We start from the raw sequence: 15,602 nt of genomic DNA, 5'->3' as shown, positions 1-15,602 counted from the left end.
CGGGGAGCGTTCTTTGAAAATAGCCAGGGCGGATTTCCGCAGCGTGGCAACGGGGAAGGCTGTCCGCTGTTGTTTCCGTCCGGTGACAAGTGCAAACATCGCCGCCTCCCCGATTCCACCTGTCCGCAAGGAGACTCCCATGCCCCATCCCGCTCTCGTCCCCGGCGCCGTCGCCGTCATCACCGGCGGCGCCTCCGGCATCGGGCTGGCCGCCGCGAAAAAATTCGCCTCGGTCGGCATGAAAATCTGCATCGCCGATATCGGCGCCAAGCGGCTGGCGGATGCCCGCGCGCAGGTGATCCTGGTGGCCAGCAACAAGGACGACGTCATGGCTGTCGAGACCGACGTCAGCCGCGTCGACGACATCGTGGCGCTGGAGCGCAGCGTGGCCGAAACCTTTGGCGGCGCCGACGTGCTAATGAACAATGCTGGCGTGCAGCCCGGCAGCGCGCTGTTCGGACCCATAGAGAACTGGGAGCGTGTCTTCGCCGTCAATCTCTGGGGCGTCATCCATGGCAGCCGGGTCTTCGCGCCGGGCATGATCGCGCGCGGCAAACCGGGGCTGATCATCAACACCGGTTCCAAGCAGGGCATCACCACGCCTCCCGGCGATCCGGCCTACAATGTCTCCAAATCCGGCGTGAAAACTTTCACGGAGGCCCTGCAGCACGAGTTGCGCAATACAAAAGACTGCAAGATCAGCGCCCATCTGTTCATCCCCGGCTTCGTCTTCACCCCGCTGGCGGCCGGCGGCCGTACCGAAAAGCCGGCCGGCGCGTGGACGCCGGAGCAGACGGTCGACTTCATGCTGGAAAGCCTGGGGCGTGGCGACTTCTACATCCTCTGCCCGGACAATGACGTGCCGCGCGCGCTGGATGAAAAACGCATCCGCTGGGCAGCAGGCGACATCGTCGAGAACCGCCCGCCGCTATCGCGCTGGCACCCGGATTTTGCCGAAGCCTTCGCCGCCTACCTGCGCGGCGACAAGTGAGCGGCGTCGAGGCCGGCTAGAAATCGGAGAGCTTGATGCCGGGTTCGTAGTCCCTGCCCTCGACGTCCTTCACCACGGCCTGGCCGCAGCGCATGGTTTTGGTCTCGGCGTCGAAGGAATAGGTCGGCGAGCCGAACAGGTGCCAGCCCTTGTCCAGCGCCGCGGTCACCTTGTGGCAGAAGCTGGAATCGTCCGGTCCAGTCAGGAAACGGTAGAGCTTCATTTTTGCCTCCAGCTAACTGTCCAGTAAAATCAACTACAATCCGGCAAGCCGAATTCAAGCCCAAGTGGCGCGTCCGAGCAGCCGCTCGGCCTGCGCCAGATGCAGGCGCTCGACCATGCGGCCGTCGAGAGAGATCACGCCCTTGCCGGCATTTTCGGGCCGCGCGAATGCATCGACAATCGCCCGCGCCTCGGCCACATCAGTCTGTGACGGCGAAAAGGCCTTGTTCGCCGGCTCGATCTGCGCCGGATGGATCAGCGTCTTGCCGTCGAAGCCCATCGCCGCGCCCTCCGCGCATTCGCGCCCGAAGGCGTCGAGGTCGCGGAACTCGTTCATCACGCCGTCCAGCGCCACCAGCCCGCCGGCACGGGCGGCAAGCACGATCTGCATCAGCCACGGCAGCAGGTAGCGGCGGTCCGGCGTCATCAGCACGCCGGTGTCTTTGGCGAGGTCGTTGGTGCCCGCGACCAGCCCAGCCAGCCGCGAGCCGGGATCGCGGCCGAGCTCGGCGATGGCGCCCAGATTGAGCATGGCCTTCGGCGTCTCGATCATCGCCCACAGTTTCACCGTCTCCGGCACAGCTTCGTCGTCAAGCGCGTCGCCGGCCTCGAGAATGTCGCGCGGTGTGTCGACCTTCGGCAGCAGGATGCCATCCGGTTCCAGGCTTCGCGCCAGGACGAGATCATCGGCACCCCATTCGGTGGACGGCGCGTTGATGCGGATGATCGTGGCGGCGGGTTTGGCCGCGCGCGTCTCGAACCAGCCCTTCAGATTTTTCCGCGCCGCCGCTTTCTCATCGGGCGCTACCGCGTCCTCCAGATCGACGATGACCGCATCGGATGCGAGCGTCGCCGCCTTCGCCAGCGCCCTGGTATTGGTGGCGGGCATGTAGAGAACGGAACGGAAAGGCCGATCGGCGGACGCGGACATGTGGCCTTCTTGCCCCGCGCCGCTGGCCCTTGCAAGAGCTTGCCTCGCAGCGCCGTTGCTGCATGCTAGCAATCGAGCGAAAGGATGTGCGGAAGATCATGGCGCGATACGATGTTGTCATTATAGGCGGAGCAATCGTCGGAAGTTCGGTCGCCTTCTATCTGCGCGAGGAAGGATTTGCTGGCTCCATCGCACTGGTCGAGCGCGACCCGCAATTCACGCATTCGGCGACGACGCTGTCCTGCGCCTCGATCCGCCAGCAATTCTCGATCCCCGAAAACATCCGGCTGTCGCAATTCACGCTCGGCCTGTTTCGCCGGTTGAAGCAGGAGTTCGGGGTCGATGCCGACATCGCCTTCCACGAAAAGGGTTATCTGATCCTGGCCAGCGAGGAAGGTCTTCCGGTACTCAAAGCCAATCATGAAGTGCAGGCCGCCGAGGGCGCCGACATCCTGCTGGAGGACGCTGAGACCTTGTCGCGCCGGTTTTCCTGGCTGTCGGCGGAAGGCATCGTCGCCGGCGCATGGGGACGCAGCGGCGAAGGCTGGTTCGACGCGCATGCGCTGCTGATGCTGTTCCGCAAGGCACTGCGGGCAAAGCATATCGACTTCATCACCGCCTCGGTCACCGGCATCGGCCGCGACGGTGCCAAGATTACCGGTGTTTCTTTGGACAATGGCGAGCGTCTTGCAGCCGGCCTCGTCGTCAACGCCGCCGGTCCGAACGCCGGCAGGGTCGCGGCGCTCGCCGGCCTCGCCCTGCCGGTCGAGCCGCGTAAGCGCAGCGTCTTCGTATTCGAGGCGCGAGACAAATTTTCCGACATGCCGCTGCTGGTCGACCCGTCCGGCATCTACGTGCGGCCGGAAGGCTCGGTCTACATTACCGGCGGCGCCGAGCCGGAGGACACCGACGGGCCGGCCGACCCCGCCGATTTCGATCCGGCCTGGCCGCTGTTCGAGGAAACGATCTGGCCGGTGCTGGCGACCCGCATTCCCGCCTTTGAGGCGATCAAACCGACCCGCGCCTGGGCTGGCCATTACGACTACAACACGCTCGACCAGAACGCCGTCATCGGCCCGCATCCGGAGGTGAAAAACTTCCTCTTCGCCAACGGCTTTTCCGGACACGGCCTGCAGCAGGCGCCGGCGGTCGGCAAGGCTCTGGCGGAACTCATTGTCCATGGCGGCTATCGCACCGTCGATGCGTCGGCCTTCGGTTATGAACGGATCGCCGCCAACCGGGCATTCCGGGAGTTGAATGTCATCTGAATTGCGGCGACAGGATAGGGAGGTCTGCCATGCGCGACTGGAAATTGCCCTGGGCTGGCGGCTGCCGCTGCGGCCGCGTGCGCATCGAGGTCAGCGCGCCGCCGCTGCTTGCCGCCGCCTGCCACTGCAAGGGCTGCCAGACCATGTCGGCCAGCGCCTATTCGCTGTCGATCGCCATTCCGGCCGAAGGGTTTGTGGTCACGCAAGGCGAGCCGGTTGTCGGCGGTTTGCAGGGTCCTACGCGGCATTTCTTCTGCCCGTTCTGCAAAAGCTGGATGTTCACGCGCCCGGAAGGACTGGACTGGCTGGTCAATCTGCGCCCCTCCATGCTCGACGACCACTCCTGGTTCGTGCCCTTCGTCGAAACCTCGACCGGCGCCGGCCTGCCCTGGACGAGGACGCCGGCCAAATACAGCTTTGCCGGCGAGCCCGAACTCGATCGCTACCAGGCACTGGTGGCGGAATACGCAGCGGAAGGCGCCGGGCCGGCATAGTACCACCAACAATCGCAGCCGGATTGACAGCAAATTGATAACACCGCACACTGAAACCGGTTTCACTCATGCATCCGGAGACACGTGCGGTTCGACCTGACCATCCTGCTGCCGCATCTCGGCTTCCTGGCCGAGGGCGCGCTACTGACGGTCGAGGCCTGCATCCTGTCCCTGATCGGCTCCGTCATCCTCGGCATGCTGGTCGCCATCGCCCGCACCTCGGCGGCGGGCTGGGTGCGTCGGCTGGCCTTCGTCTATGTCGACCTTTTCCGCAACATCCCGTTCATCGTGCAGCTCTTTTTCTTCTATTACGGACTGCCGGAGATCGGCATCTACATCGACGCCTTCACCACAGGCATCATCGCACTGTCGATCGCCGGCGGCGCCTATGCCTCCGATGTGATCCGCTCGGGCATCCTCGCCATCGACAACGGCATCCTCGAAGCCGCCGAAGTCAGCGGCCTGTCGAAGCGCACGACCTTCACTCGCATCGTCCTGCCCATCGCGCTTCGCACATCAGTACGGCCTCTGGGTTCGGTGCTGGTCAACATGATCCTGACCTCGTCGATCCTATCGACCATCACGCTGAACGAACTGACAGGCTCGGCCAAGATCGTCGCATCCGACACGTTCCGGCCGTTCGAGATCTATGTCGTGCTGCTCGTGGTCTACGCCGCACTCACCTATCTCGTCTCGCTCGGCATCGGGCTGCTGCACCGGCGGCTGAACCGCGACATGCTGGAGCCTGTCGGCTGATGCGGTTCACCGATTTCACCAGCTACGACCTCGTCCTGCTGGCGCAGGGCCTCGCGACCACGGTCGGGCTTTTTCTGGCGACATCGCTGATCGGGCTGGTGATCGGCGCGCTCTGGGCGGTGATCCGCTTCTATCGCGTGCCGGTTCTGACGCAGCTCGTTGGCTTCCTGGCCGAGATCCTGAAAAACTCGCCGGTTCTTGTGCAGCTTTTCCTCGTCTTCTTCGGCTTCCCTGCCTTCTTCAAGGTCAACGTCACGCCGGTCGAGGCGGCGGTCATCACGCTGTCGGCCAACACCGCCGCATTCGTCTACGTCATCATCGTCGCCGCAATCGAATCGATCGCTCGCGAGCAGGTCGAGGCGGCGCGCGTTTTCGGGCTGACGCGCTGGCAGGTGCTGCGCCGTGTGATCGCGCCGCAGGCTGCAGCATTTTCCGTCGGGCCACTGGTGGCGCTGCTGGTCAACCAGCTTCAGGTCACCTCGCTGATCTCGGTCATCGGCGTCGTCGACCTCACCAAGATCGGCAACATCCTCAATCTGCGCACCCTGAAACCCTTCATCGTCTGGTCGGTCGTCGGGCTGCTGTACTATCTGGCCGCGAAGCTTGTCGCGACGCTCGGCGCGCGCTTCGAGGACCGGCTCAGGGCGCACAGCGCCTTTAGGGGTCTCTGATATGCTGAAGGTCGAGAATGTCAAAAAATCCTTCGGCGCGGCGACGGTGCTTGACGGCGTCAACCTGACCGTCCGCCCCGGCGAAGTCGTTTCGATCCTGGGCTCATCCGGATCCGGCAAGTCGACGTTGATCCGCTGCATCAACGGCCTCGAAAAACTCGACGCCGGTCGCATCACCGTCGACGAGTTCGACGTCAGCAAGCCGAAGGAACTGGCCGAAGCGCGCAAACGCTCGGGCACGGTGTTCCAGCTTTTCAACCTCTATCCACATATGACCGCGCTGCAGAACATCACGCTGGCGCCGGTCGAGGTGCTTAAGCGGCCCCGCGCCGAAGCGGAGGCGGAGGGCCGCGCGCTGCTCGCCTCGGTCGGGCTCGGAGACCGCGCCGATGCCTATCCGGCGCAGCTTTCGGGCGGCCAGCGCCAGCGCGTCGGCATCTGCCGGGCGCTCGCCATGAAGCCGCGCTATCTGCTACTCGACGAGGTGACCAGTGCGCTCGATCCCGAAATGACCGCCGAGGTGCTGACGATCCTGGCCAAGCTCGCCACCGAAGGCACGACCATGGTCTTCGTCACCCACGAGGTCGAGTTTGCCAGGCAGATCTCGAACCGCGTCGTCTTCCTCGGAAAGGGGACGCTGCTGATCGACTTGCCGACGAGGGATTTCTTCGACCCGGCCGGCGGCCTGGCGCAGCCGCGCGTCGCGCAATTCCTGTCCAAGATGCGGAAAGACTGAATGCTGCTGCTTGCAAATGCCGAGGCCTGGCCGGGCTTTCCGCTCGCCGTCGACATGCTGAAGGCCGGCGCCGTCAGTCTCGACGCCATGGTGGCCGGCATCGGACGGGTCGAGGCCGAACCGAAGGTGCGCAGCGTCGGCTATGGCGGCTGGCCGAACATGCTGGGCGTCATGGAATGCGACGGTGGAGTGATGGACGGCAACACGCGCGCCGTCGGCTCGGTCGGCGCAGTGCCGGGCACGCTACACATCACGGCGCTGGCGCATGAGGTGATGAAGCGGCTGCCGCATGTGATGCTGACCGGCGACGGCGCGCGCCGCTTCGCCACGGAGATCGGCTTTCCGCTGGACGACATGCTGCTGGACGACAGCAAACGCGTCTGGTGGGAACGACTGGAGAAGGAACTGCCGGCTGGCGAGCTGGAAAAATTTCCGAACATCCCGCTGGCGCCGCTGAGCACGGCGATCACCGATCCCGAGCGGGTGCGCGACACGACAATCTTCCTCAGCGCCGATACCGAACGCGGAATCCACGCCGTCACGTCGACGTCGGGATGGGCGTGGAAATATCCCGGCCGGCTGGGCGACAGCCCGATCCCAGGGGCCGGCTTCTACGCCGACAGCCGCTATGGTGCGGCCGCCTGCACGCATACCGGTGAGATGACCATGCGCTGCGCCACGGCGCGCTCGATCGTACTCGCCATGAAGCTCGGCCGGCCGCTGGGCGACGCCCTGAAACTCGCTGTCGACGAGCTAGCCGAATTGACCGAGGGTTTTTTGGGAGGCGTGGTCATCCACGCCGTCGACGCCCATGGCAACCACAAGGTCGTGAATTTCCGGTGCCAGGGCGAGATCCGCTACTGGCTCTGGGAGGAGTCGATGTCCGGGCCGGAACTTCGGGCAGCGAGCAAGGCATGACAACAACTTTCCAGAGAGGATAGGACATGAGACGCCTTCTGACCGCTATCGCCGCGCTGGCCTTCGTCGCCGGAACGGTCCTCCCGGCACTGGCCGGCATGCTGGATGACATCCGCTCGCGCGGCACGGTGCGCATCGGCGTGTCGCTCGGCGGTGAGCCGATCGGTTTCCGCGATCCGCAGAACAATCCGGTCGGCTACGACGTCGACGTCGCCACGATGTTGGCCGAAAAGCTCGGCGTGCCGGTGGAGTTCACCGACGTCTCCGGCGACGCGCGAATCTCCATGCTGGTTTCCGGCCAGCTTGACATCGTCGTCGCCAACACCTCGGCGACGCTGGAGCGGGCAAAGAGCGTCAACTTCACCATCCCCTACAACCGCGCCGGCCTGCGCGTCATCGTCCAGGCCGATTCCGGCATCAAGACGCTCAAGGACCTTGCCGGCAAGAAGATTGTCGTCGGCCGCGGCACCACCGGCGAGACTTTTATCAAGAAGGCGGTGCCGGAAGCCGAACTCGTCTATGTCGACCAGTTCGCGCCTGACGGCGTGCTGCAGCTCCAGCAGAAGCGCGTCGACGCGGCCATCGAGGATTCCTCGTTGCTCGACTATCTTGCCACGAAAAACCCGTCGCTGGTGACCATCGAAGGTCTCTATTCTAACGATCCGATAGGCATCGCTGTAGCGAAGGGCGATCCGGAATTCGTGCGCTGGCTGGACATGTTCGTCTCCGACTACATCCAGTCGGGCGCCTACGAAGTCAATTACAAGAAGTGGTGGGGAGAGACGGCCAATCCGCCGGCCCTGAACCCGCTCTGGTGATAGACTGGCTCTGCATGGCCCGGCTTATTGGGGCGCCGGGCCATGTCTTTATCCATAGGATTCGTTCATGATCGTTCATCCGCTCCGCGCCATTGAAATCTGCGTGGAAAATGCCGACGGCCTCGTGGCCGCCCAGAATGCCGGCGCCGACCGCGTCGAGCTTTGCGCTTCGCTGCTCGAGGGTGGGCTTACCCCCAGCGTCGGCGTGGTGCGCGAGGCGCAGCGACTGGCCAAGATTCCGTTCTTCGTCATGGTCCGCCCGCGTGGCGGCGATTTTCTCTATTCCGACATCGAGTTCCGCTCGATGATCGAGGACGTGAAGGCGTTTCGCGACATGGGCGTCCTGGGCGTCGTCGGCGGCTGCCTCAATCCCGACGGCACCATCGACGAACAGCGCATGAAGGCGCTGGTCGAGGCGGCCCGACCGATGAAGGTGACATGCCATCGCGCCTTCGACATGACCCGCGACCACAAGGAGGCGATCGAGGCGCTGGTGCGTGCCGGCGTCGACCGGGTCTTGACCTCCGGCCGCCACGATACGGCGATTGAAGGGCTCGATGTGCTGACCGAGACAGTGAAGGCCGCCGCTGGGCGTATCGTCGTCATGGGCTGCGGCGGGCTCAACGAGCGCAACATCGCTCATGTCATCGATGCCACCGGCGTGCAGGAGGTGCATTTCGCCGCGCTGCGCGATGAACCCAGCGGCATGCGCTTCCGCAACCCGACCATCGGCATGGGCGGCACCGACCTCGAACGCGAATACACCAACACTGTCACCTTCGAGGACGGCGTGCGCGCCACGATCGCCGCCGCACGCTCGCGCTGAGCCGTCCGGATGGGCAATGATCCGCTCCGCTCTCTGACAATCGCCGACGTCGCGGCGCGCGCCGGCGTGTCGCGCGCCGTCGCTTCGCGCGCCCTGTCGCCGGAGCCGCGGCCCGTGTCGGCCGACAAGCGGGAGCGCGTGCTGAAGGCGGCGGAAGAACTCGGCTTCAAGCCGAATTTCCTGGCGCAGAGCCTGACGACAAAATCGGTCAATCTGGTCGCCGTGGTGGTGAACCATATCCATGACCTTTCCGACCTCGACCTGTTCGACCTGCTGCTCGACCGCATTCAGGCGGCGGGCAAACAGGTGATCCTGCTGCGCGTCGGCTCGGTGGCTAGGGTTGAGGAATTTTTGCGCCGCGGGATCGCCTATCATGTCGACGCCGCACTTGTGTTTTCCGACTTCGCCGACGCGGCCACCATACGAGAGATGTTTCGCTCCGATCACGTCGTCATGCTCAATGGCCGCCATGACCGGTTATCGCCCACTGTGATCCCCGACGAGGCGATGGGCATCGATGCGGCAGTCGCCGATGCCGCCGGCAAGGGTGTGCGTGAGGTAGCGCTGCTCACCGGCCGGCAGTCGTCCGAGGTCGAGCGTGTCCGTATCGCCGCCTACCGTGCCAGCTTCACCCGTCATGGCATGGCCGTGATCCGCGAGGCGCAGGGCGATTACTCCTACGAAAGCGGCCACGCCGCGGCCGAGGCGCTCGTCGGTGCTCATCCTCCGCAGGCTTTGTTCTGCACCTCGGACGCGATGGCAATGGGCGTGCTCGACGCCCGCCGCGCCGATTTTCCTGGCAACCGGCCGGAACGTTTTCGGCTCTACGGCTTCGACAACATCTCGCTCACCGGCTTCGACGCCTACCCGATCGCCTCGATCGGCTACGACAAGGCGCGCTATGTCGAGGAGATCGTCGGCCTGCTGACGCGGCCGCAGGTCTTTTCACAGCCACATGAGCCCGTGCGGATATCGACGGCCTTTTATCCGCGCGCCACGGCGTGATCGCGCGCTCCCGACAGGCTTTGAATCGCAATGCGCTTGCTGTAAAGCGATGTCAGCGAAAATCCCGAGCGCTACGGAAGATCATCATGGACAAATTCACCACCCTCACCGGCGTCGCGGCCCCGTTGCCGATCGTCAATGTCGACACAGACATGATCATCCCGAAGGATTATTTGAAGACGATCAAGCGCACCGGCCTTGGCACTGGGCTTTTCGCCGAGATGCGCTACAAGGACGACGGCTCCGAAAATCCCGATTTCGTGCTCAATAAGCCGGCCTACCGCAAGGCGCAGATCCTTGTCGCCGGCGACAATTTCGGCTGCGGCTCGTCGCGCGAGCATGCGCCGTGGGCGCTGCTCGACTTCGGCATACGCTGCGTGATCTCCACTTCCTTCGCCGACATTTTCTACAACAACTGCTTCAAGAATGGCATCCTGCCGGTGACGGTAAGCCCGGAAGATCTGGAGAAGCTGTTGGACGACGCCTCGCGCGGCGCCAACGCCACGCTCACCGTCGACCTGGAAGCCAAGGAAATCCGCGGCCCGGACGGCGGCACGGTGAAGTTCGACCTCGACGACTTCAAGCGCCACTGCCTGCTCAACGGGCTCGACGACATCGGCCTGACGCTGGAGAAGGCTTCGTCGATCGCCGCCTACGAGAAGAGCGCGGCGGCCTCGCGTCCCTGGGCCTGATCGCGCACCACACCAGGCCGCGACTGGCGGCCGACACCAACCGAGGCCGCGATGCGCAAGCTGATCTCCACCGGGTCGCCGTTCGAGAAGACGGCGGGTTATTCGCGCGCCGTCGTGCAGGGCGACTGGTGTTTCGTTGCCGGCACCACCGGCTATGACTATGCCACGATGACGATGCCCGACAGCGTTGAGGACCAGGCGCGCAACTGCCTCGCCACCATCGGTAAGGCGCTGGCCGAAGGAGGCTTCTCCTTCGCCGATGTGGTGCGTGCGCATTATTACGTCACCGACGCCGATTATGTGGACCGCGTCTTTCCGATTCTCGGCGAGACGTTCGGCGACATCCGCCCGGCTGCGACAATGATCGTCTGCGGGTTAAACAAGCCGGAAATGAAGATCGAGATCGAGGTGACGGCGCTGCGCCGCGACGCCTGAGTGTTTGTCTCGGTTCGCCGACCCAGCCGAACGTCCTGTTTGCAGGCAACGGCCAGGCAATGCGGGAGTTTTCCGCCTTGCGCGCATGGCTTGCGCCCGCTAGCAAGGCGCGTTTTCTCCAAAAATCCAAGGTATGGCGATATGGCTGCGAAAAAACTGCTCCTGCTCCCCGGCGATGGTATCGGTCCCGAGGCCATGGCGGAGGTGGAGAAGCTGATCGCGGTCATGAATGCCGAGTTCGGCGCCGGCTTCGAGACCGAGCGCGGCCTGGTCGGCGGCTCGGCCTATGACGCGCATGGTAAGGCGGTCTCGGAAGAGGACATGGCCAAGGCTCTTGCCGCCGACGCTGTTCTGTTTGGCGCGGTAGGCGGGCCGAAATGGGACAGCGTTCCCTACGAGGTACGCCCCGAGGCCGGCCTGTTGCGCTTGCGCAAGGACCTTGCGCTGTTCGCCAATCTACGCCCCGCCATCTGCTATCCGGCGCTGGCCGAATCCTCTTCGCTCAAGCCGGACGTCGTCGAGGGACTAGATATCCTGATCGTGCGCGAACTGACGGGCGGCGTGTATTTCGGCGAGCCGAAGGAGATCATCGACCTTGGCAACGGCCAGAAGCGCGGCATCGACACGCAGGTCTACGACACGTTCGAGATCGAGCGCATTTCCGGCGTCGCCTTCGAGCTGGCGCGCACCCGCAAGAACCACGTCACCTCGATGGAAAAGCGCAACGTCATGAAGTCCGGCGTGCTGTGGAACGAGGTCGTCACCCAGACGCACAAGGCGAAATATTCGGACGTGAAACTCGACCACATGCTGGCCGACGCCGGCGGCATGCAACTGGTGCGCTGGCCAAAGCAGTTCGACGTGATCGTCACCGACAATCTGTTCGGCGACATGCTTTCCGATATCGCCGCGATGCTCACCGGCTCGATCGGCATGCTGCCGTCCGCGTCGCTCGGCGCGCCGGATGCAAAGACCGGCAGCCGCAAGGCGCTCTATGAGCCCGTCCACGGCTCGGCTCCCGACATTGCCGGCAAGGGCGCCGCCAACCCGATCGCCATGATCGCCTCCTTCGCCATGTGCCTGCGTTATTCCTTCGGCATGGTGGCCGAGGCCGACCGGCTGGAAGCCGCGATCTCCGCGGTGCTCGACAGCGGCCTGCGCACCCGCGACATCCTTTCCGAGGGGATGACGGAGGTCGGAACCGTCACCATGGGCGACGCGATCATCGAGAAATTCCGGGCGCTGTCGGCCTGACGCGCCGGAAATTCAGGCGGGCCTGTCGGAACCGGAGGGTCTCTTTCGTCCTTTGACCATCGTGATCAGAAGGAGATGAAAGATGTCCTATGTCGACGGGTTCGTCCTGGCCGTGCCGAAGGCCAATCTCGATGCCTACCGCAAGATGGCAAGCGACGCGGGCGTGGTGTGGAAGGAATATGGCGCGCTCGCCTATGTCGAATGCGTTGGCGACGACGTTCCCTATGGCGAACTGACTTCGTTCCCGCGTTCGGTGCAGGCCAAGAATGACGAGATCGTGGTCTTCTCGTGGATCGTCTATGAATCCCGGCAGAAACGCGACGAGGTCAACGCCAGGGTGATGGCCGACCCGCGCATGAAACCCGACTGGGACACCATGCCATTCGATGCCAAGCGCATGATCTATGGCGGCTTCGAGAGCTTCCTGGAACTGTAGGTGCCGCCGCGGGAATCGCTGCGGCTCGCTTCCGGCACTCAGGCCTTTACAACAGGCGCGTCAGCGGCGGCAGGCTGCGCCGGCGGCACGGCGATGCCTTCCGGCACAGGGCCCCATTTGTTCTCCCGCTTCCGTGAGGGGATCAGCGCAAAGATCAGCGCGATCACTACGCCCATCGGAATGAAAACGACCAGGAAAAACCAGCCCGAGATGCCGATGTCGTGCTGACGCCGGACGGCCATCGCCAGACTGGGCACCAGCGTGGCCAGGATCCATCCTGCCATGCCGAGGGCCATAAAGACCGGCGCTTCGTAGCCCGGCTCCATGTTTCCGACTTGGTAGTCCAGCGTGAGGCTGATCATCGACACGGCGACGAAGGCCAGCATCCAGAACAGGACGTAACCCCAATATTCCTTGCGGCGGGCGCGATCGGCGAAATTCGCATAGTTGGCGGTCAAAGCGCGCCGGAAATAATGCCAGAGCCCTGTTTCGATTCTCGTCGTTATGGGAGAGGGAACGGCATTGCGCCCGAAATCCCGCGGCTCCGCGGCGTGCGCGGTGGCTCCCGCCGCCGCGTTTTCCGCCCCGGCATCTCCCGCTTGTGCGTGGATCGAAAAAACGTTCTTCGCCTGGTCGCCACTCGGTTGGAAATCCACCGACGTGCCTTTGGCGAGCGAACCGTCGCGTCGCAGATCCTCACGTCTGACGGTGTAGCGATTGCCGTCGGCTCCATCAATGAAACCGAAGCCCTGCTCCTCATCGTAGTGAAGCACTTTTCCGCGCACGTGGCCGGTTCCCCGAACTACTGGTCCGGAGGGTGTTGCACAGCGTGCGGCGCTGTCAACAGCCGACAACGCACGGGTTCGAACGATGGTCCCGCCCTGTTGCGTGAAATGTCAGGCGAAGCCGATAAAACGGCCGGCGAACAGGACCGCTGTCCATAGCACTGCCGAGAAGCCGGCAACGATGCGTTCCGTGATTGAAGGCGGTGCGCCGGCCGGGCGCCGACGATCCAGAATGAAGAATAGCAGGAGGTTCAGGCCTGCCAGGACGATGAGCGCCATCTTGGCAAGAAAGACCGGAATGCCGACATATTCGGTGGCGCGTACCGAAAACAACGTCAGACCGGTGACGGCGGCGCAGGCGAAGGCGATCAGCGCGACGCGACGCAGCAATCTCAGGAATGGCTCTTCCGGCATCGCGCTCAGCCAGCCGAGGATGCGTAAATCCATCAGCCAGACCGAGGTCAGCAACCCTCCGATCGAGGCGATATGCAGCGCGTTGACGATTGGATAGGCGTAGAACGAACTTTTCAGCAGCCGGACGAGATCGCTCTGTTCAACCGCGGCGAGGAATTCCATCGCCGCCTCGGTCAGGCGGGCGGCACGCGATCTGGATAGACGTCGTAGGTCTTGCCGTTGACGGTGAGTCGGACGGCTTTCATGCGTTTTTCGGTGGAATCGCGCGAGCGGTTGCCGATGGCGATAACTTCGTCACCGGGCTTGGCGGTGTCTTCGGTGAAGCCGGCGCGGATGGTCGCTGCCGGTGGAGCCAGTTCGACGCGCCAGATCTCGCCCTCGACGTCGACGTCGAGCGTGGCGTGCGGATTGCCGACATAGATTTTGCGGATGATGCCTTCGAGCTGGAAGAAGCCGTCCTCGGTCCAGGACCAGCCATGATGGGCAAGCGCCGGGACCACGGTCGCCAGCGCGATGAACCCTGCAAGCACGGATGCCGGCCATTTCATTCCGTTTCCGCTACGCAACATGTCGCTACTCCCGTCTGCGTTTTATAGCAAAGCGTAGGGCGGCGAGGCACGCCGTCAAATCACATATGGATGAGGGGCACCGGGGGTCAGTTGCCCGCGTGCGGGCCGCTTCGCAGGTCGAGCGCCAGCAGCTCGTCGTCGAAGAAACGCCCGTCCGCGAAGATCGCGTCGCGCTCCAGCCCATAGGGAACGAAACCCAGCGACAGATAAAGCCGCCGCGCCGGCACATTGTCGGCGCGTACCGTGCAATGCAGAAGCGACGCTCCGACCGAGCGGGCGTGGCTGATCACCGCTTCGACCAGCCGACGGCCGAGCTTTTCCGCCCGCCATTGCGGCGCGACGTAGACCGCGACCATCACGCCCTTGTGCCGGGTCTTCGGCCGCGCATTGGCGATATAGCCGGCCATACCGACGAGTTCCTCGCCAGCGAAGGCGCCGAGAAAGATGCCAGGTGCCTCGGGCACGGCGCGCGCTGCCATTTCGGCATCGGAAAAAGCTTCTTCTTCCTCGATGCTGGCGGTAAAGGCGTCCGGGCTCTCCCGCAGCCCCATGATCCGCAGCCTGCGGAAGGCTGCGGCATCATTCGCAGTCAGGGGCCGGATGACGATGCCGGGCTCGCCGTCGCGCTGGTTCATCCGCTGTCCGCCCTCTGCGTCCATCCTTGCGATCTTCCCAACAAAAAAGGCGGCTCGAAGCCGCCTTTCCGTGTGATTTCGCCAAATCCTACTCGGCGGCGGCCTTCTTCTCGGCGGCGAGCGCCTGGGCGGCGGCGACCTTCTCGGCCTCCAGCTTGGCCTTCTCGGCGTTGAGTGCTTCACGCTCGGCGTCGTTCAGCTTGCGGGCGCGCACGCCGGTGTTTTCCGAAATGCGGGCCGACTTGCCGCGGCGGTCGCGCAGGTAATAGAGTTTTGCGCGGCGCACCTTGCCGCGGCGGACGATCTCGACGCCCTCGACCATCGGCGAGTAGACCGGGAAGACGCGCTCGACGCCTTCGCCGTAGGAAATCTTGCGGACGGTGAAATTCTCCTGGAAGCCGGAACCGGAGCGGGCGATGACGACGCCCTCATAGGCCTGCAGACGGGTGCGAGTGCCTTCCGTAACGCGCACCTGGACGCGCACCGTATCGCCCGGCTGGAATTCGGGCAGCGTGCGTTTGGCTTCGATCTTGGCGGCCTGTTCGGCCTCGAGCTGACGGATGATGTCCATCTCAAAATACCTCTTCTTGCTTCTCGACAGCCAGAGCGCCCAACGCTTGCCTTGCAGCTCATTTGCCGCTCGGCTATGCCGTCTCCCGAAGAGAAGCAGGGGCGAATTCACCGTTCTTATGACGGGCCCGGTCGGTTCGTCCTTCCGGTTGCGTGCGCGGCGATACACCAAAATT

At 64.0% G+C, this 15,602-nt stretch carries 21 protein-coding genes; 14 read left to right on the top strand and 7 right to left on the bottom strand.

Annotation, left to right across the window (positions count from 1 at the left end; genetic code table 11):
* Window positions 1-139 precede the first annotated feature (139 nt).
* Window positions 140-991, top strand: coding sequence for an SDR family NAD(P)-dependent oxidoreductase (locus ACH196_RS17845; RefSeq protein ID WP_396648262.1), 852 nt, complete (start codon window positions 140-142; stop codon window positions 989-991).
* 16 nt (window positions 992-1,007) lie between these two features.
* Here the strand turns inward: ACH196_RS17845 and ACH196_RS17840 are convergent, their stop codons facing one another.
* Both ACH196_RS17840 and ACH196_RS17835 read right to left on the bottom strand, forming a co-directional pair.
* Window positions 1,008-1,214, bottom strand: coding sequence for a DUF1737 domain-containing protein (locus ACH196_RS17840; protein WP_396648261.1), 207 nt, complete (start codon window positions 1,212-1,214; stop codon window positions 1,008-1,010).
* 54 nt (window positions 1,215-1,268) lie between these two features.
* Window positions 1,269-2,144: an HpcH/HpaI aldolase/citrate lyase family protein gene (locus ACH196_RS17835; RefSeq protein WP_396648260.1), complete on the bottom strand. Its 876-nt coding sequence runs from the start codon at window positions 2,142-2,144 to the stop codon at window positions 1,269-1,271.
* A 98-nt stretch (window positions 2,145-2,242) separates the two neighbouring features.
* On the opposite strand from ACH196_RS17835, the gene ACH196_RS17830 reads away from it, so the two are divergent.
* From ACH196_RS17830 to ACH196_RS17770, 13 genes are all read left to right on the top strand, one after another.
* Window positions 2,243-3,412: an NAD(P)/FAD-dependent oxidoreductase gene (locus ACH196_RS17830; RefSeq protein WP_396648259.1), complete on the top strand. Its 1,170-nt coding sequence runs from the start codon at window positions 2,243-2,245 to the stop codon at window positions 3,410-3,412.
* 29 nt (window positions 3,413-3,441) lie between these two features.
* Window positions 3,442-3,906 carry a GFA family protein gene (locus ACH196_RS17825; protein WP_396648258.1) on the top strand — a complete coding sequence of 155 codons (465 nt, stop codon included), beginning with the start codon at window positions 3,442-3,444 and terminating at the stop codon, window positions 3,904-3,906.
* 84 nt (window positions 3,907-3,990) lie between these two features.
* Window positions 3,991-4,662, top strand: a complete 672-nt coding sequence (locus ACH196_RS17820) for an amino acid ABC transporter permease (protein ID WP_396648257.1) — start codon at window positions 3,991-3,993, stop codon at window positions 4,660-4,662.
* A complete protein-coding gene (locus tag ACH196_RS17815) occupies window positions 4,662-5,333 on the top strand; it encodes an amino acid ABC transporter permease (RefSeq protein ID WP_396648256.1) in 672 nt (223 codons plus the stop codon). Before ACH196_RS17820 ends, ACH196_RS17815 begins: the two co-directional genes overlap by 1 nt.
* A gap of 1 nt (window position 5,334) precedes the next feature.
* Entirely contained in the window at window positions 5,335-6,069 is a 735-nt protein-coding gene (locus ACH196_RS17810) for an amino acid ABC transporter ATP-binding protein (protein ID WP_396648255.1), read from the top strand.
* Window positions 6,070-6,987 (top strand): isoaspartyl peptidase/L-asparaginase, encoded by a 918-nt coding sequence (locus tag ACH196_RS17805; protein ID WP_396648254.1) that lies wholly within the window; start codon window positions 6,070-6,072, stop codon window positions 6,985-6,987.
* Between the two features lie 26 nt (window positions 6,988-7,013).
* Window positions 7,014-7,805 carry a transporter substrate-binding domain-containing protein gene (locus tag ACH196_RS17800; protein WP_396648253.1) on the top strand — a complete coding sequence of 264 codons (792 nt, stop codon included), beginning with the start codon at window positions 7,014-7,016 and terminating at the stop codon, window positions 7,803-7,805.
* A 67-nt stretch (window positions 7,806-7,872) separates the two neighbouring features.
* Complete coding sequence (locus ACH196_RS17795; RefSeq protein ID WP_396648252.1) at window positions 7,873-8,631, top strand: copper homeostasis protein CutC; 759 nt, start codon at window positions 7,873-7,875, stop codon at window positions 8,629-8,631.
* A 9-nt stretch (window positions 8,632-8,640) separates the two neighbouring features.
* Complete coding sequence (locus ACH196_RS17790; RefSeq protein WP_396648251.1) at window positions 8,641-9,636, top strand: LacI family DNA-binding transcriptional regulator; 996 nt, start codon at window positions 8,641-8,643, stop codon at window positions 9,634-9,636.
* A gap of 86 nt (window positions 9,637-9,722) precedes the next feature.
* Window positions 9,723-10,328 (top strand): 3-isopropylmalate dehydratase small subunit, encoded by a 606-nt coding sequence (leuD, locus tag ACH196_RS17785; protein WP_396648250.1) that lies wholly within the window; start codon window positions 9,723-9,725, stop codon window positions 10,326-10,328.
* A gap of 51 nt (window positions 10,329-10,379) precedes the next feature.
* On the top strand, window positions 10,380-10,763 hold the full coding sequence (locus ACH196_RS17780; RefSeq protein ID WP_396648249.1) for a RidA family protein: 384 nt from the start codon (window positions 10,380-10,382) through the stop codon (window positions 10,761-10,763).
* Between the two features lie 141 nt (window positions 10,764-10,904).
* On the top strand, window positions 10,905-12,017 hold the full coding sequence (gene leuB / locus ACH196_RS17775) for a 3-isopropylmalate dehydrogenase (RefSeq protein ID WP_396648248.1): 1,113 nt from the start codon (window positions 10,905-10,907) through the stop codon (window positions 12,015-12,017).
* Between the two features lie 82 nt (window positions 12,018-12,099).
* Window positions 12,100-12,453: a DUF1428 domain-containing protein gene (locus tag ACH196_RS17770; protein WP_396648247.1), complete on the top strand. Its 354-nt coding sequence runs from the start codon at window positions 12,100-12,102 to the stop codon at window positions 12,451-12,453.
* A gap of 38 nt (window positions 12,454-12,491) precedes the next feature.
* Here the strand turns inward: ACH196_RS17770 and ACH196_RS17765 are convergent, their stop codons facing one another.
* The 5 genes from ACH196_RS17765 to rplS all read right to left on the bottom strand — a co-directional run bounded on the left by ACH196_RS17765 (window position 12,492) and on the right by rplS (window position 15,427).
* Entirely contained in the window at window positions 12,492-13,238 is a 747-nt protein-coding gene (locus tag ACH196_RS17765) for a DUF805 domain-containing protein (protein ID WP_396648246.1), read from the bottom strand.
* Window positions 13,239-13,349: 111 nt separating this feature from the next.
* Window positions 13,350-13,814: a hypothetical protein gene (locus ACH196_RS17760; protein ID WP_396648245.1), complete on the bottom strand. Its 465-nt coding sequence runs from the start codon at window positions 13,812-13,814 to the stop codon at window positions 13,350-13,352.
* An 11-nt stretch (window positions 13,815-13,825) separates the two neighbouring features.
* Complete coding sequence (locus ACH196_RS17755; RefSeq protein WP_396648244.1) at window positions 13,826-14,200, bottom strand: DUF6152 family protein; 375 nt, start codon at window positions 14,198-14,200, stop codon at window positions 13,826-13,828.
* A gap of 107 nt (window positions 14,201-14,307) precedes the next feature.
* A complete protein-coding gene (locus tag ACH196_RS17750; protein WP_396648243.1) occupies window positions 14,308-14,856 on the bottom strand; it encodes a GNAT family N-acetyltransferase in 549 nt (182 codons plus the stop codon).
* Between the two features lie 88 nt (window positions 14,857-14,944).
* Entirely contained in the window at window positions 14,945-15,427 is a 483-nt protein-coding gene (rplS, locus tag ACH196_RS17745) for a 50S ribosomal protein L19 (RefSeq protein ID WP_396648242.1), read from the bottom strand.
* Window positions 15,428-15,602 lie beyond the last annotated feature (175 nt).

The sequence above is a fragment of the Mesorhizobium sp. IMUNJ 23232 genome, assembly GCF_044326205.1.
In the GTDB taxonomy this organism is placed as follows: domain Bacteria; phylum Pseudomonadota; class Alphaproteobacteria; order Rhizobiales; family Rhizobiaceae; genus Kumtagia.
Note: the sequence above shows the minus strand (reverse complement) of the source record. Positions and strands in the feature narration are given on the sequence as shown.

Coding starts and splice junctions, on each gene's coding strand:
- ACH196_RS17835 (WP_396648260.1), bottom strand. CDS start 2,144: ATGTCCGCGTCCGCCGATCGGCCTTTCCGTTCCGTTCTCTACATGCCC.
- ACH196_RS17815 (WP_396648256.1), top strand. CDS start 4,662: ATGCGGTTCACCGATTTCACCAGCTACGACCTCGTCCTGCTGGCGCAG.
- ACH196_RS17755 (WP_396648244.1), bottom strand. CDS start 14,200: ATGAAATGGCCGGCATCCGTGCTTGCAGGGTTCATCGCGCTGGCGACC.
- ACH196_RS17770 (WP_396648247.1), top strand. CDS start 12,100: ATGTCCTATGTCGACGGGTTCGTCCTGGCCGTGCCGAAGGCCAATCTC.
- ACH196_RS17840 (WP_396648261.1), bottom strand. CDS start 1,214: ATGAAGCTCTACCGTTTCCTGACTGGACCGGACGATTCCAGCTTCTGC.
- ACH196_RS17750 (WP_396648243.1), bottom strand. CDS start 14,856: ATGAACCAGCGCGACGGCGAGCCCGGCATCGTCATCCGGCCCCTGACT.
- leuD (WP_396648250.1), top strand. CDS start 9,723: ATGGACAAATTCACCACCCTCACCGGCGTCGCGGCCCCGTTGCCGATC.
- rplS (WP_396648242.1), bottom strand. CDS start 15,427: ATGGACATCATCCGTCAGCTCGAGGCCGAACAGGCCGCCAAGATCGAA.
- ACH196_RS17795 (WP_396648252.1), top strand. CDS start 7,873: ATGATCGTTCATCCGCTCCGCGCCATTGAAATCTGCGTGGAAAATGCC.
- ACH196_RS17790 (WP_396648251.1), top strand. CDS start 8,641: ATGGGCAATGATCCGCTCCGCTCTCTGACAATCGCCGACGTCGCGGCG.
- ACH196_RS17825 (WP_396648258.1), top strand. CDS start 3,442: ATGCGCGACTGGAAATTGCCCTGGGCTGGCGGCTGCCGCTGCGGCCGC.
- ACH196_RS17830 (WP_396648259.1), top strand. CDS start 2,243: ATGGCGCGATACGATGTTGTCATTATAGGCGGAGCAATCGTCGGAAGT.
- ACH196_RS17845 (WP_396648262.1), top strand. CDS start 140: ATGCCCCATCCCGCTCTCGTCCCCGGCGCCGTCGCCGTCATCACCGGC.
- ACH196_RS17760 (WP_396648245.1), bottom strand. CDS start 13,814: ATGGAATTCCTCGCCGCGGTTGAACAGAGCGATCTCGTCCGGCTGCTG.
- ACH196_RS17800 (WP_396648253.1), top strand. CDS start 7,014: ATGAGACGCCTTCTGACCGCTATCGCCGCGCTGGCCTTCGTCGCCGGA.
- ACH196_RS17780 (WP_396648249.1), top strand. CDS start 10,380: ATGCGCAAGCTGATCTCCACCGGGTCGCCGTTCGAGAAGACGGCGGGT.
- leuB (WP_396648248.1), top strand. CDS start 10,905: ATGGCTGCGAAAAAACTGCTCCTGCTCCCCGGCGATGGTATCGGTCCC.
- ACH196_RS17805 (WP_396648254.1), top strand. CDS start 6,070: ATGCTGCTGCTTGCAAATGCCGAGGCCTGGCCGGGCTTTCCGCTCGCC.
- ACH196_RS17810 (WP_396648255.1), top strand. CDS start 5,335: ATGCTGAAGGTCGAGAATGTCAAAAAATCCTTCGGCGCGGCGACGGTG.